The following is a 14,440-nucleotide window of genomic DNA, read 5'->3' as shown; positions in this document are numbered from 1 at the left end:
TTTTTAATTTTATGTTATGAAGACAAGACAATTGATTTATTCAAAAAAGAAAGCCGAACATGCCAGATTATCTATTCTGACAAAGTTTTTCTGTTCGATTATGGCATTGATCGCCATTGCAGCGGTAGCCTCCGTATTTTTAGAACCTGAAAGTGCTCAAGCTTCGGTCGGTATATTGACCGGAACATCTTTTGCCTCGATGGCCGTCATCGGAAATATTAAGGATGTTCCCGATATCGATGTCTCCGGATCTGCCATTGCTTATAAAGTTTATTTGGTCGAGTTATCCCAATTAGACGAGAACGCTCAGTTCCCGAAAGCCAACGCATCCCGTGAGGTGACCACCATTCCGTTAGCAGATGGTGAATATATGCACTATTTTGAAGCGCATGATATTCCCACATTCGGCAGTACCGGTGAAAAAGGTGATCTGACGATCGATCCGACCAACACGTTCACCATGATTATGGGAGGAAACCACGACCAGCTGCTCAATTTTATCGAGCAACATGTCGGAGGCAAGTTTATCATTATCTTCCAGGAATGCGAATCGCCCAACAAATATATTATCGGAAATCCGTGCAAGCCGATGATCCTTAAATCCTATGAACTGAAAAACGATAAAGACAGCCGTTCGGTTACTTTTACCTTTGAAAACAAAACCATCCAGCAGCCTAAAAAGTATGTAGGAGATATCGTTACCAAGGCTCCGGCAACACATACCCAAGGGGCAACCGCATTAGCCGTTCAAGCAGGAGTCAATACTTATAAGATTCCGGGAGGCAGTTCTGCTACATACGCCATTGCGACCGTATCGGGCATAACAGCGTCCGATAAAGGCCGAGTGATCACTCTTGAAGGAACAGGCACGGAGAATGCCGCGACGATTGCCGACAATACCACCTTCATTTTGGAAGACGGTGCGACATGGACGGCTAACACCGGCTCTCGGATCTCTTTCCGGATATTGGATGCGACCACTTTGGTAGAGGTGCAGGGGACAAGAGTACAAACCGCTTAATGTTCGGCTTATGTACAGCTTTAAAGAAAAGAGCAGAATACTTAAAGAGTTACTGAACCCGGCATTCGGAGAATCGGATCTCTCTCTGCTTCGTCGCTTGTCTCCGGAAGATTCGTTGATCGCTACGGCACAGGTTTCTCCATCCCGGAATGCAGAAGCCGTCTTGTTTAGGTTATTGGACTTGACGACACGGGAAGAGATCAGGCTGAACCGCCGGAATCTCGAGCAAAATTCCACTAAAGCGGAGAACGGCGGTGACTCTGTTGTCGAAGTAACGGAAACATCCGGAGAGCAACGGACATTCCCGAAAACCGGAGAAAAAAAAAGCTCCAGAAAGAGCAAGAGTACCCGAATATCCGGTGGAAAAGGCTCTGTGAAGACAAAAACGTCCAAATAGCGACACTCATTTATAACGACCGGGTAAATACTTACCGGGAAATGGCGGTTCTGGACACTGAACTCGAAAATAATCCTACCGATGCCAAGGTGGCGAGAATGGCCGAGCTCAGAATCCGGAACCTCCTTTGTTTTTCCGAACTGCAATCTTTCAATGATACCGGACAGTGGAGAAACAGACACCCGTTTGTCGTGCATCGGTCAGAAAGATGTAAGCTTGAGGAACTCAAGCGGCGAGATCCGGAAGGCTTTCTCCGGAAATATGCCAATTGCAGTTATAATATCAAGCGATACAACTCATTTTTGAAAAAAGACGACCGGAGTGACCGGCGGGAATCGGACAAAAAAAATCTTATTCGGTATCAGGAGTTGGAGACTATTTTTAAAGATATAATCAGTAATGAAACAGACGATAATCGTTCATAATCTGGGAGAGCTTCCTACAGCTCCGCTCGATGACTTTAACGAGCTTCAGGAGGATTTTAAATTGCCGGATTCGGAAAAACTGGCCAAACTGCAGATGCTTATCCTCACGCGAGGTTTCAAGTACGCTTTCAAAGCGTGGAAAGATCCGGACGGAAAATTGTGGATCATTGATGCCCATCAGCGGAAAAAAGCGTTGACGGCTCTTCGGAAAGCCGGTTTTGAGATACCGGAAATTCCGTATGAGCCTATTTATGCCGAAACGAAAAAAGAGGCGGTAGAGGAGATTGCAGCTTATAATTCCGAATTCGGCCGGAAAAATCCGGATACGCTTCTTTTTAAGAAATACGAGATCGATACGGATACGATGGAGAGGTTCGATCTCGGTTTCCGGCCGGTAACTGTTGAATTGGGAGTAAAGAAAGAAAGTATTTTTGATGTAAATTCAACGGAAATACAAGAAGATGAGACCGAATTGAATATGCCGTCCGAAGATTCCGGTTACATTTCCAAACCCGGTGATATCTGGTTATTGGGAGAGCACCGGCTGATGTGCGGTGATTGTCGGGAATCGAAGGCGGTAGAGGTTTTGATGAATGGTCGTAAGGCGGATATGTGCCTGACAGACCCTCCTTATAACGTGTCGTATGAGGGTAAGACGGAAGACGAACTGACGATCGATAACGACAGCATGGAGAATGACTTGTTCAGGGTATTCCTCCGACAGGTGTTCACGAATATGTTTGCTGTGTTGAAAGACGGAGCTCCGGCATATATTTTTCATGCCGACAGTGAAGGAGAGAATTTCCGTGCCGCTTTTCGGGAAGCCGGGTTCAAGTTCGCCCAGTGTTGTATCTGGGTGAAGAACAGTATCGTGATGGGCAGGCAAGATTACCAGTGGAAGCATGAGCCTTGTCTGTATGGCTGGAAACCGGGTGCTGCTCATACTTGGTGCGGTGACCGCAGACAGTCTACCGTCTGGAACTTCGACAGGCCGCAGAAAAGCGCCTTGCATCCGACAATGAAACCCGTTGCTCTCATGGCTTATCCGATCCGGAACAGTTCAGCTTCCGGAGCTCTGGTGATCGATTTCTTTTCCGGGTCAGGTTCTACCTTGATGGCGTGCCAGCAGATCGACCGGGTCTGCTATGCGATGGAGATCGATCCCCGTTATGCCGATGCGACCGTTTCCCGTTATCGGATGATGTATAAAAACAGTCCGGTGCGCTTGATCCGGGACGGTATCACTCTTTCTGTCGATGATACTTATATACTTCTGAACCGGTAAAACATGGATTATGCGACTCAAATACGGACATTCGGCGCATTGGGCTATTCACCCGAACGCATTGCCAATATACTGGGCCTGAAAGGGACGGAGCGGGAAGAGGTCATCTCCCGGATACGTACCTTCGGAGATCCCTATAATTCGGCTTATCTGTATGGGAATGCGGTAGGAGAGTATAATATCGACGCAGAGTTGGCGAAACAGGCCGAACAGGGAGACATCGACTCGATCGAATCGCTCGAGACCCGGAAAAAAGAACGCACCCATCTGGATTTGAAAAGAAAGTTATTCGGTATATGAAATATTTGGAGATCATAGAAAAACTGCATCCTGACATTATACACCATTTCCTGAGCACGGGCGAATGTCAGGGTATTCCTGTCGAAGTGCAGCGTTTTCTCAAGCAGATGCAATGGGCGGCCGAGATATATGAGTATGAACGGAACATTACACGGGCTGCCGGTATGCTGCGCAGCCGCATCAAGGCGCAGCAGGGGCTCGATGTGGATGTGCGCACCTGTAAGAGCCGTATTTATTCGGCGATCAACTATTTCTCCATAGATAATAATGTCTCTGTAAAGGTCTGGGAAAATGATTTTGCCGATAAGTATGAAGACTTGGCACTGCTTGCCATCGATGCCGGAGAGTACAAGACCGCCAAGGCCTGCAAAGATGCCGCTTTGGAATGCCGTCGTCGGGCGTGCGAGGCTGCGGAAAAAGACAGTGCGTGGGCTCCGGTATTCATCATTTCTCCCGAAATCACGCCCGAAGAGCTGGGTTTCTCGAAACGGAGTCTCAAGGAGATCGCCCGGAAGTCGAACGAGGGTTTTTATATCAATTTGATAGAGTCCTTGCCCATCGAGAACGATGAGAAAAAGCGGTTATTGTCTGATGCGAATATTCAAGAAGCGGAATTTACGGAGGAACTGAACGATGAATGATGAAGAAAACAACGGATTCGACCTTGAGTCGTATTATATGAATCTGGTGCAGATACAGGCAAACCTGATCGATGCGAATGTCTTGTTTGCGGAATGGGCACGTGCTACCGGAAAGACGGAGGGAATCACTACGCCCCGCATTATTCGGGTGGCGAGCGATATGCCGGGAGAATTAGGTTTTCTTGTACATTCTACTTATACAGCCCTGTTTACCAATGTGTGGCCTAATATACAGGCATCTTTCAGCCGTCCGATACGAGGGGGGCAGCGGCCTATGCTGGAATACGGCGTCGATTATGTGGTAGGCGAGACGAAGATCCCGTCTCATTTCAGAAGACCTCGCTACCCGATCGCTTATCCCAAGCATTCGATTCTTTTCAGGAACGGTTTTCACTTGCAGTTGGTATCGTCCGATCAGCCCGATTCCGTTGCCGGGCGTTCCGGAGTACATGCCTTTATCGAGGAGATGAAACACAATAAGGGAGAGAAACTGAAAACCCGTCTGTTTCCTTCCTTGCGGGGTTCTAATGCCACCATTCGCCGGAGCTCTTATTACCAAGGTATCACCGGTGTGTCGGATACCGCCCGTGTAGATCTCGGAGAGGATAACTGGTTCGAGGATTATGAGAAAAACATGAACCGGAATCTTGTCGAGGAAATAGCGACGGCAGCTTTGCACGTTAACCGGTATCTGTTCGAGCTGTACCATACCGAACGGCTGCTCCGGCAGGAAAAGAATCCCGTCGCGCTCGAGAAACTCCGGTTGATGCAGGAGAAGCAAAAACGTATGTTGGCTCTTTGGCAGCCCCGTCTGGCCGATATGCGGCGGAACGCCACCTATTATATTCGTGCCAGTTCGTTCGCCAATAAGGAGATATTGGGAGCGAAGTTTTTCAAGACACAATATGAGTCGCTCGACATCGACGAGTTTCTGACAGCGATTTGCGCCATTCGCAAAAAAGCGGTCGTGAACCGTTTTTTTGCCACATACGCTCCGAGAAAACACCAGTATTCCGGAGACCAGAGCTACAAATACGCCTCTATCCTGAAACTCGATCTGAAGGAACATTTCCGGTTGACGGCTTTCTATCTCAAGCAATATAATCCGGACGATGAAATACTGCTCGGCTATGATCCCGGCCACTTCTCCAGCCTTGTCGTGGCTCAGGAGAAGAAAAACGGTTCTGAACTCCGGGTGATAAAAGAATTTACCTGTTATTTCCCTTACCAGCAGCCCGAACTGGCTCAATCGTTTTACGAATTTTTCGGCAGTGACGCCCGTAATAAGCATATCAAACTCTACTATGACCGGGCGGGGAACAAACGGCGGGAAGAACTGGAACAGATAACGACCGATGCCCGGATATTGAAACGGGAGCTGGAGTCTTTCGGTTTCAACGTCGAGCTGATGAACGAGGGACAGCGCACCATTTACTACTGGCAGCAATTCAAACTGTTATGGTTAGTATTCGGAGAGCAGACAAACGCTTTCCCTCATGTGCGTATCTGCGAGAATGAATGCAAGAATCTCTGTTCGGCGATTATGCTTTCTCCCCTGAAAAAGACAGAGGGACGCATCGAGCTGGACAAGACCAGCGAAAAGAAAGTCCCGTTGAAACACCAGGCGGGGCTCACGACACAACTCCCTTCCGCCCTTATTTATTTGCTGTACGGTCTGTATGGCGACCGGTTATCATCCGATTTCATGAATATTCCCGATGACTTGCCGGATAATATCGTGCTGTAGGAGCTTGTGAGTTAAAAAATGTCTCAGAGGAGAATAACATACGGTTTGTCAAGGAAAAGCTGTCATCCGGTCGCTGAATTGATTTTGACGGAGAAAAAAAAGTCCTCGCAGCGGTTCAATCTGCGGGGACGGGTGTCAATTAAAACATCTCTCAAGATATGGAGAGTGAACCGATTTTCTTGCTGATATCTTGAAGGGCAAAGTTGAAAGTCTCTATATCTTTTTTACTGAGTGTATAGACTTTTCCCCTTACTTTGTAACCGTAAATGCGCTGTTGCAGCCATGCGGCGCTTTTTCCGAAATATTGGCGTGCGATATAAGAACAATCTTTTTTATCCAGATTGATATATTTTCCCAAAAAAAATAATTTTCTTTTTGTCATTCCAAAATAAATCAACAATTTTGTATTGCCCTTTAAATTAGTGATATAGACTGAGGATAGGATATAGATCCCTTTTCAAGACGTAATCCGTAAAATCGGGTTAGGGTTACACTAATACCTTTGGGCACGTTTTGATAAGGGATTCATTATATAAATGGATGGAATATTTGGATTTTACCTCTTTAATAGAGGATATAAAAAGTTTAAATAACCAACAAAATTATTGGATGGTGCGTACCATGGGGGGTGCATATTACCGGGAATTTGTGAGAGGTGGTTATATTGCTGTTGGATATAATAATATTACACTTGCCGACCTGAATCATTTACCTGAATCTGATAATTTGGCAAAAGAAGCATTGAAAATAAAATTTAATAATCAATATCCTGATATTCGAAATTCAGGTTATCCCGTTGCTCAGATTTTACGCTTTTCTCGGGAAATTAAAGAAGGAGATGTTGTAATAATCCCTTCTACTGGAGCTTCCCATGTAGCTATTGGTATTGTTGTAGGAGAAATGTATGAAGAAATACATCCTTTTTTAGATGATGAACATCATTGTGATTTTAAGAAAAGAAGATCTATAAGTTGGAGACATGCCTGTCGTAAAGAAAGTTTACCTCCAACCTTACAGTTAATGTTCAATTCTAGACATATTCTATCTGATGTAAAAGGTTATGCTTCTTATATAGATAGTGTTATACATGACTGTTATGTCAAGGAGGATATAATGCATTTGGTTTTGAAGATTAGGGCGAAACATGAGGTCTCGTTAGAAGATTTTTGCGATTTGAAAGCGATATCATCATTGATTGAGGATTTCTGTCAAAAGTATCAAACGGAATGTCGCGGAACATTAACAATGAAGATACAAATGGAATCACCCGGTTGGTTACGTTTATCGACTAAAACTCTTGGATTGTTACTTCTATTTGGTTTGTTTACGATTGCAATAACAGGAGGTGGTCTCCAATATAAAACAGACGAAGGACTGGAACTTTACACTACCGGAATTGGAGGGGTTATTAATGATTATTTAGATAGGAAGGCTGATCGTGAATTAGTTAAAGCGGCAGCAAGGGCTATGGATTCATTAAAAATTAAAGCTCCTGAAGATATGCGACCAATAATAGAAATTCTTAATGCTAAGAATAAAGGCAGACGTGATTATTAGAGCTATGCCGGGAAATAATAAAGAGGAATGAGTAAAAGTGCTATAATAATACCGATTATGACAATTCTGTAGTCGGTATTTTTTTTGTACCTCCAATCCCATGATATACAACATACTATACATTGTAACAATAACATGATACTGGTACTGATAACAATGAAAGTACCCATGAAAGCCAATATATCTCTAATTAAGTCAACCATGGTTTCTTAGAGCTTTATGTTGCAAATATAGCGATTAGATAATGTGGAAATGAATCTTTTAACATAAAATAGATACAATATTGCAATTTTTTCCCTTGTTTATTTCAAATATGTTTCTCATATTTGCAGTGCTTACCATTTGAGACAGGCGAGAAGGCTCGCCATATTTGCTGCGGGCATTTTTTGTGCCTATGGCTTTCGATATAGTTCCGTCCCGTGTGGAGCGTTAATGCGCCCACAGCCTGATTCAGGTGGTAGACAACGGGGAGCGGAACTTTTTTTGTTCCTTTCCCGTCTTATAATCAAATTATTGTTTCATTTAAATTGTCTACCAAAATGGAAAAAACAAGAACACTGACCGTCAGCGATCTGCTGGCGACACTCCCCAAGAGCGCCCGTGTACTGGGCTTTAAATTTCACCGTCAAGACGGACTGTTATCGGGCAAGGTGGAGGCGTACCTTCACGGGCGATTCGAGACCTTTATCATCAGGGAAGGAGGCCGGTCATGAAAGAATCTGTAAATACCGGAAGCCACGGCTTCACTCCTGAAATGATGGCCTCCATCAAGGAATGGCGCGAGCACGGAACGCTCGCCGATCTGGACTGCATCTGCGACCGGATACTGCTCAATTGGGAAGGTATAGACGATTATTTAGATGTCAAGGCTACACTGATGCTGTTATCGTCCCTGAAGAGACAACTGAAACCGTTCTTAACGTCAGAAACAGAGAAGCCATGAAAAAGGAAATGAGCGATTATAAGCAGGCGATCACAGAGCGCTATGTGCCTGCGAGGACGGTTGAAGAGTCGACGCATCGGCTGTCGACCGAAGAGATTTGTGCAGCGATAAATAAGATCAATCCGGGAGTGGATATTTCGGCCTCCGAAGTTTATGATCTGATGAAGTCTGCCGGCTTCCGATTCGTAGCCGTTCCCGGCACGATCGGGCTGCAATTTAAATGGATATTGATAGAAAAATAGTCCGTTCTTGTGCGAAACGGGGTTTTATCTCGACGGATAAAGCCCCGTTTGTCATATAATAACAGTCCGGTTTGACATCAGAAAAACAGCTATCCTGCTGACTTACAGTCATGCAATGCCGTCTTGGGAAAAAACAAGCCTTTTTATATAAAAGCTGAGAGGACGACGCGCTGAGAGTAAGATATGCGTTGCATTTCCCGGACGATCCGGGAAATATGACGCCCCGTCTCCCCGCTGTCCTTTCCCGCCACCGTTCGGGACGCTATTTTTGGACTATGGAACTGATCAACGGCATAGATGCCCTTCGATGGGCTAAAGAGATATCGAAGCTGCCCGATGGCTGCTTTACGATTGCATTCTTCCCTTACTCCCGTAAGAAAGGCGTATCGTCATACCGACTGAAGACCTTGAGCGGCTGCAAGTACCGGACTCAGTTGCCGGACGAACGCTTCTCTATCGACAGCGACAACCTGTTTTTATTCTACGATGCCGAGGGCAGCCCCAAGTGTTGTTACCGGATCTTGATCCGTTACATGGGCTTCCCGCAAGATAACTTCAAACTAAAACGTATAACATGGCTTTGACGGACGACAGTGAAATAAAGCTGATGGGTAACATGGGCTGTTACTTGGACGAAAACAACATCATCTCGTTCCAGACCGGGATGTCCCTGTCTGTGGCGGATATTCCCGACTTCGCCCCGGACAATATCGTCTGGAGACAACCGGATGTGCAATGGCTCAATGTATGTGGGTATAACGTGTGTGCCCGGGGTGCAAACAACCGCCTGTGCGAGGAGATAGAACAGGACATAAAACGCAACCGCCTGCTTCCCCGTCTGATAAATAAACAGGTGAACATGCTTTATGGCAAAGGACCTGCCATATATATCGAAGGGAAAGAGGGTAATAAACCGGTGCGTAACTGGACCGGGCAGCCCGATATACAGCAGTGGCTCGACAGCTGGCAAGACAATGGGCTGGAAATGTCTTATAAAGATTATGCCTTGGCGCTGATCAAGCGATACTACTTTTTCAGAGATTACTTTACGAAATGGAGGATGTCTTCGGGACGGATTATCGGACGTGTTCCCGTGGCCGGTCTCGAACTGATGGAGAACAAGCATTGCCGGCTGGCGACGACAAAGCGGGATGTGGTTACTTCGTTGGTGCAATATAATGACTTCCGGTATATTGCTACCGGAAACTGGAACTACGGGGCGGCACAATTCAAGATATATCCCAAATTCGACCTTCGGGAGGTCGGCAATTACAGGTTTGCCGCCATCTCTCATCACCGGGAAAGCTCGGTCGGCGATTTCTACGGCTGCAATGAGACGCATGAGGGAACGAAGCCTTGGATAAAAGGGGCGAACGAATCGCCGGAATATATCAATTCTTTTCTTAAAAACAGTCTGGCCGCCAAGGTACATGTGGTTATCCCCGCCGCTTGGATAGAGGCGAAGCGCAAACAGATAAGCGCCATTTGTCAGGAAAATGTTCTCCGGAAAAAGGATAATAAAGAGTTGTTTACTTACAACGGCATCGATGTGGGTACGAAATTCAGCGAATCATCCCTGATCAAGTACATGAACCTCGAACTGCGCCGGCTGTCGAAATACCTCTCCGGAAAAGACAATCAAGGCAAGGCCTACGCAACTACCTCTTTCCGCACCGGAGCGAATGAAGAGGAACGCTGGCGCATCGAGACGGTAGACCTGAAATATAAAGAGTATATCAGTTCATTGATCGAGTATGACAAGCGTGCCGATGAAGTGCTGCTGGCCGCTGTGGGGATGGACTCTTCCATTTCGAGCGTGAGCAAAGACGGCGTGATCAGTAAATCGGGAGCGGACGTGTATTACAATTATCTCATTTATCTGCTGACCCTTACTCCGGATGACGAAAAGTGTTCTGAGGCGTTCAATATGGCGATCCGGGTCAATTGGCCGGAGTTGTACGCACAAGGTTACCGCATCGGGTATTACCGGGAGACTCCGAGCCGGCAGGAGGAAGTATCGCCGGATAACCGTTTAAACAAGCAGGAAGTATGAAAAAAGTATTGGAAGAACTATTCGTTACCGTTCAGGACTTCAGGGAGACCGTTCCGGGCATCGACAGCCAGGTGAATTTTGCCGACCTGAACAGCTCGGCCGTTTCGGCAAAGAAAATGGTCGTCAATATCATTACGGCAGCCGTTTACAGAGAAATCGTGTCCGGAGGAGAAACGGATGCTCTCTCTTATCTGAGATCGGCCGTAGGCAATGCGACCAAATACAAGGAGAATATATTCGAGGTGCTGAAAAAACGCAAGGCCGACGGAGGGGACATCTACAAGTATGAATTGGAAGGCATGCGACGGCAGTATATCGATAACTACTATAATGCGATGGACTCGCTGATCGCCGAGCTGGAGAATTTCGAGTCATGGAAATTGTCTCCCTATTACCGGCTTCGGGAAAAACTCCGGATCAAGACTGCAGAAGAGTTTGACTCTCTGTACCCGATAGATTGCTCATATCTGTTCTTTTTCCGGACGACGCCACTCCAACGAGAGGTATTGTCCGACACGATAGGGGCATATTTCAACCGCATCGAGGGACGTGAAGCTGACTTCGAAGACAAACTCAAGTTGGCATTGGCATTGACGGTCGTGGCTCTGGCTATCTCCCGGTTCGACATTATCGAGTTGCCGGCTACCATCCGGAGTCTGTTCGATGACAGCAAGGCTTCCCGAAACGGGCAGAACGAACAAGATCGCCTGTTAACGTTGGCGGAGTCGTTGATGAACAAGTCTTCTGAAATATTGAAAAGCGTGGACATGGCGCTGGACGAGTCCGGGACGGGAGATATTTGTACCGAGACATCGTTTGCCCGTCCCGATGATAAAATTTATTTGATGCCATGAAGAGAATAGAATTTGTCGTTAAAGATAAGACGTACGGCATACCGAATGCGTGGGAACTGCTGACTCCGGAGCAATATATGGATGTCTGCCGGTTACTGGTCGATTTTGCGGCCGGAAAATATTCGGTCATGGAAGTCAGGTTGCGGTATGTTTGTCGGATGATGGGCTGGAATCCGGACAAGGTCAAAGGTGATGCCGCTTGGCAAAATCTGTATCTGCTGGCTCGGCAGGCGGACTTCATGTTTGAGATTGTCTATCCTGCCGGTACGCTGGACGGAGTGCCGAAAGACATTCGGGAGCAAGCCCGGAAGACAGAACCGGCCGACTTCCCGCCGGCATATTCGCGGTATTTATCGAAACAAGAGTATAAATACCGTATCGACGCTTGTTTTGCCAAGCAGCTGATCCCCGATTTTATGTTCGATGGACAACAGTATCGAGGATATGAAATCAGGACGGATTTTGACCGGATCACCTGCAACCTGACAGCCGTTCAGTTTATCGAGGCACGGCAGATTTTATCCGAAATACACGGTTCGACCGATAAGCTGCCCCTGCTGGCCGCCATTTTATACCATCCCGGTACATACAGTTCCGCCGGCGCTCACCGGCTGGCCGGGTCTTTTAAAAATCTCGATCCGGTACTCCTTCAGGCCATATCGATCAATTTCCAGGCATTTACGGCGTTTTTGTTTACCCGGACACCGTTCTCCATCTTATCGGCCGGCAAGGACGAGCCGCTTCCGGCTATCTGCACCGGTATGCTCGAGAGCCTCTATAACCTGTCTCAAGACGGCATCGGTGACCTCACGGCCGTAGAGCGTATGGATTGCATCACGTACTTGATTATCCTCCGTAAGAAGCTGATCGAGTCGGTAAAGACGATGCGGGATTATAAAATAGAAAAGACGGAAATCTCCGAAAAGACCGGATTACCGATAAAAATCATAAACAAAATATTGTCATGAACAGAAATATTATCATCGATCTGTTTTTATACTTCGCCCGTTTTCCACAACGGCAGGGAGTACTCGATATCTTCAACAAGGGGCGTTCGGAGATACCCGGATACGACTCTTTGAAATCGCTTGTCGAATCGATGCCCGACACGCCCGTACTTCCCGAAGTTGGGGGATTTGTGTTCGGCCCTAACTTCGATGCCGTGAAAACCTGTGTCTCTCAACTGACCGGATATTACCTGTTTGTCGATTATGGAGATATAAAGACCGATACCGATAAGTCGAACCGGATTGCGGATACTTTTCAGGTGGCGGCTACGATTGCCGGAAAGACAACCGAATTTACCGGAGACCTCGTCGATCAGACCTTGATCTCGGCGAATACGCTCGACATGGTGACCCGGATGCGGAACTTGATGATACAGGAGCAACGGGAGCGTTATTCATTCAAGAAGATTTCGGACAAGCATTCCATAACGCCGTTTATCAGCCCTGAGTTCGAGTCCATAGGCTGGACGCTGATGTTCGACCGGCAGGCATTCGACCTGTTCGATGCGAAAAAGATGTCCTTTTCGGGCGACCGGGAAACAGATAATTTTGGATTATGAACGAGTTACTGATCATATTGACAAGTCTTTTCGGCGGGCTGAACATCTTTCAGTTCTTCTTTTTCAGGGCAGAAAAGAGAAAGGCTTTCGCACAAGCCGACAGCATGGATCTGGAGAATGCTCGTAAGGCTCGGGAGATACATAAGGACGATTATGAGCATCTGTCTAAAAAATGCGACAAGCTCACACAGGATTATTTCCTGATGCTCGAGAAAGCCCAGAAAGCAATGGAAGAGGTCTCCGAGCTGAAATGTGAGATCGCCTACCTTAAAGGACTACGGTGTTACGTCACCATTTGTCCGAACCGGATACAGCGGAAAGAAGATTTTAATAATACGAAAAATAACGTACAACAAAATGGCTGATATAAATAAACTCGTTCCCATTATCTTCAGATGGGAAGGCGGATGGGCCGACCACAAGGCCGATAAGGGCGGTAAGACGAACATGGGTGTCACCCTCGCCACATGGAAAAGTTGCGGATATGATAAAGACGGAGACGGTGATATCGATGCCGATGATCTCCGGCTGATCACGAAAGAGGATGTCGTGAATCTGTTGAAAACTCATTATTGGGACAGGTGGCAGGCCGACCGGATACGCAGCCAGGGCCTTGCCAATATTCTGGTCGACTGGGTGTGGGCATCCGGAGCAAATGGTATCAAGATACCACAACGGTTGCTCGGCCTCAAACCCGATGGAATTGTCGGACCGGTCACTTTAGATACTTTGAATTCGGTGAATCCGGTAAACTTCTTTCAGGTTGTTAAAGAAGAGAGGATCAGGTTCTGCCGGCAGATCTGTGAGCGTGATCCATCGCAGAGGGTTTTCCTGCAAGGCTGGATCAACCGGATCGATGATATAAAATATGTGTCATGAAAGTGTTTGCGTTTTCATATTTTGTTGTTTTGGTTGGTGTTTGCTTGCCGGGATGCCGTGTGCACCGGCAAGCTTCATTAAGTACCGACCTGCAGGAAAACGCTACCCGGATTTCACGCGCTACCCGAATTCATGAAGATACCGTCTCTGTCGTGTCGGTTGCGACCGGCTCTTCGTCCGGAATTGAATGGAAATACACTGAAACTTACTATCCTTCCGTTCCCGAAGATACCGTACCGAAATTGAAATCCCGCTCTTGGGAGGGAAAGCGGACGTCTTCTGATACGAATGTCTATAATGCTCAAAATGCCGATCGTAAGACTGTCTTTCAGTTTGCTGATACGACCGACAGGCGGGCGACCGCCTCTGTCCGGTCTGTATCGGAAAAAGAGTCCATTCCGACCTTGGGGAAGGTTTTTCTTAAAATTGGCTTAATAATGATCGGTTTGGCTATTGCGGCATGGTATCTGTTTAGGGACAAGTCTTCATTATGATACTATTCTCGATTTGAATTTATCTGAAAATAAAT

The 14,440-nt window shown here is 46.7% G+C and carries 19 protein-coding genes; 17 read left to right on the top strand and 2 right to left on the bottom strand.

Annotation, left to right across the window (positions count from 1 at the left end):
- Nucleotides 1–16: 16 nt before the first annotated feature.
- Genes Q0093_RS10870 through Q0093_RS10840 form a run of 7 tightly spaced genes read left to right on the top strand, consistent with a single transcriptional unit; the run spans nt 17 to nt 5,816 of the window.
- Nucleotides 17–1,021, top strand: a complete 1,005-nt coding sequence (locus Q0093_RS10870; RefSeq protein ID WP_022390561.1) for a hypothetical protein — start codon at nt 17–19, stop codon at nt 1,019–1,021.
- A gap of 10 nt (nt 1,022–1,031) precedes the next feature.
- The gene (locus tag Q0093_RS10865) at nt 1,032–1,418 is read left to right on the top strand and encodes a hypothetical protein (protein WP_297930317.1); all 387 of its coding nucleotides are present in this window, start codon (nt 1,032–1,034) and stop codon (nt 1,416–1,418) included.
- A 41-nt stretch (nt 1,419–1,459) separates the two neighbouring features.
- On the top strand, nt 1,460–1,843 hold the full coding sequence (locus tag Q0093_RS10860) for a hypothetical protein (RefSeq protein WP_022390559.1): 384 nt from the start codon (nt 1,460–1,462) through the stop codon (nt 1,841–1,843).
- On the top strand, nt 1,818–3,128 hold the full coding sequence (locus tag Q0093_RS10855) for a site-specific DNA-methyltransferase (RefSeq protein WP_297930311.1): 1,311 nt from the start codon (nt 1,818–1,820) through the stop codon (nt 3,126–3,128). Before Q0093_RS10860 ends, Q0093_RS10855 begins: the two co-directional genes overlap by 26 nt.
- A 3-nt stretch (nt 3,129–3,131) precedes the next feature.
- Nucleotides 3,132–3,428: a hypothetical protein gene (locus tag Q0093_RS10850; RefSeq protein ID WP_297930308.1), complete on the top strand. Its 297-nt coding sequence runs from the start codon at nt 3,132–3,134 to the stop codon at nt 3,426–3,428.
- The gene (locus Q0093_RS10845) at nt 3,425–4,069 is read left to right on the top strand and encodes a hypothetical protein (RefSeq protein WP_297930305.1); all 645 of its coding nucleotides are present in this window, start codon (nt 3,425–3,427) and stop codon (nt 4,067–4,069) included. Before Q0093_RS10850 ends, Q0093_RS10845 begins: the two co-directional genes overlap by 4 nt.
- Nucleotides 4,062–5,816: a hypothetical protein gene (locus Q0093_RS10840; RefSeq protein ID WP_297930302.1), complete on the top strand. Its 1,755-nt coding sequence runs from the start codon at nt 4,062–4,064 to the stop codon at nt 5,814–5,816. Before Q0093_RS10845 ends, Q0093_RS10840 begins: the two co-directional genes overlap by 8 nt.
- Before the next feature lie 151 nt (nt 5,817–5,967).
- Here Q0093_RS10840 and Q0093_RS10835 read toward each other — a convergent pair whose 3' ends face one another.
- Nucleotides 5,968–6,198 (bottom strand): DUF5053 domain-containing protein, encoded by a 231-nt coding sequence (locus Q0093_RS10835; RefSeq protein ID WP_367175060.1) that lies wholly within the window; start codon nt 6,196–6,198, stop codon nt 5,968–5,970.
- Between the two features lie 158 nt (nt 6,199–6,356).
- Here Q0093_RS10835 and Q0093_RS10830 point away from each other — a divergent pair, with 158 nt between their 5' ends.
- Nucleotides 6,357–7,373, top strand: coding sequence for a hypothetical protein (locus Q0093_RS10830; protein ID WP_022390553.1), 1,017 nt, complete (start codon nt 6,357–6,359; stop codon nt 7,371–7,373).
- 2 nt (nt 7,374–7,375) lie between these two features.
- Here the strand turns inward: Q0093_RS10830 and Q0093_RS10825 are convergent, their stop codons facing one another.
- Nucleotides 7,376–7,576, bottom strand: coding sequence for a hypothetical protein (locus tag Q0093_RS10825; protein ID WP_022390552.1), 201 nt, complete (start codon nt 7,574–7,576; stop codon nt 7,376–7,378).
- 571 nt (nt 7,577–8,147) lie between these two features.
- On the opposite strand from Q0093_RS10825, the gene Q0093_RS10820 reads away from it, so the two are divergent.
- The 9 genes from Q0093_RS10820 to Q0093_RS10780 all read left to right on the top strand — a co-directional run bounded on the left by Q0093_RS10820 (nt 8,148) and on the right by Q0093_RS10780 (nt 14,405).
- Nucleotides 8,148–8,558 carry a hypothetical protein gene (locus tag Q0093_RS10820; protein ID WP_288640836.1) on the top strand — a complete coding sequence of 137 codons (411 nt, stop codon included), beginning with the start codon at nt 8,148–8,150 and terminating at the stop codon, nt 8,556–8,558.
- A 275-nt stretch (nt 8,559–8,833) separates the two neighbouring features.
- On the top strand, nt 8,834–9,142 hold the full coding sequence (locus tag Q0093_RS10815) for a hypothetical protein (RefSeq protein ID WP_297930295.1): 309 nt from the start codon (nt 8,834–8,836) through the stop codon (nt 9,140–9,142).
- Nucleotides 9,133–10,611, top strand: coding sequence for a hypothetical protein (locus Q0093_RS10810; RefSeq protein ID WP_297930292.1), 1,479 nt, complete (start codon nt 9,133–9,135; stop codon nt 10,609–10,611). Before Q0093_RS10815 ends, Q0093_RS10810 begins: the two co-directional genes overlap by 10 nt.
- Nucleotides 10,608–11,465, top strand: a complete 858-nt coding sequence (locus Q0093_RS10805; RefSeq protein WP_297930289.1) for a hypothetical protein — start codon at nt 10,608–10,610, stop codon at nt 11,463–11,465. Before Q0093_RS10810 ends, Q0093_RS10805 begins: the two co-directional genes overlap by 4 nt.
- Nucleotides 11,462–12,433 carry a hypothetical protein gene (locus Q0093_RS10800; protein ID WP_297930286.1) on the top strand — a complete coding sequence of 324 codons (972 nt, stop codon included), beginning with the start codon at nt 11,462–11,464 and terminating at the stop codon, nt 12,431–12,433. Before Q0093_RS10805 ends, Q0093_RS10800 begins: the two co-directional genes overlap by 4 nt.
- Nucleotides 12,430–13,032, top strand: coding sequence for a hypothetical protein (locus Q0093_RS10795; RefSeq protein ID WP_195595877.1), 603 nt, complete (start codon nt 12,430–12,432; stop codon nt 13,030–13,032). Before Q0093_RS10800 ends, Q0093_RS10795 begins: the two co-directional genes overlap by 4 nt.
- Complete coding sequence (locus Q0093_RS10790; RefSeq protein WP_122304095.1) at nt 13,029–13,397, top strand: hypothetical protein; 369 nt, start codon at nt 13,029–13,031, stop codon at nt 13,395–13,397. The genes Q0093_RS10795 and Q0093_RS10790 overlap by 4 nt, the downstream gene beginning before the upstream one ends.
- Nucleotides 13,390–13,911: a glycosyl hydrolase 108 family protein gene (locus tag Q0093_RS10785; protein ID WP_122304094.1), complete on the top strand. Its 522-nt coding sequence runs from the start codon at nt 13,390–13,392 to the stop codon at nt 13,909–13,911. Before Q0093_RS10790 ends, Q0093_RS10785 begins: the two co-directional genes overlap by 8 nt.
- Entirely contained in the window at nt 13,908–14,405 is a 498-nt protein-coding gene (locus Q0093_RS10780; RefSeq protein WP_297930281.1) for a hypothetical protein, read from the top strand. The genes Q0093_RS10785 and Q0093_RS10780 overlap by 4 nt, the downstream gene beginning before the upstream one ends.
- Nucleotides 14,406–14,440: the final 35 nt, after the last annotated feature.

The sequence above is a fragment of the uncultured Coprobacter sp. genome (assembly GCF_947855755.1).
Lineage (GTDB): Bacteria > Bacteroidota > Bacteroidia > Bacteroidales > Coprobacteraceae > Coprobacter.
This window is presented reverse-complemented; position numbering and strand designations above follow the sequence as displayed.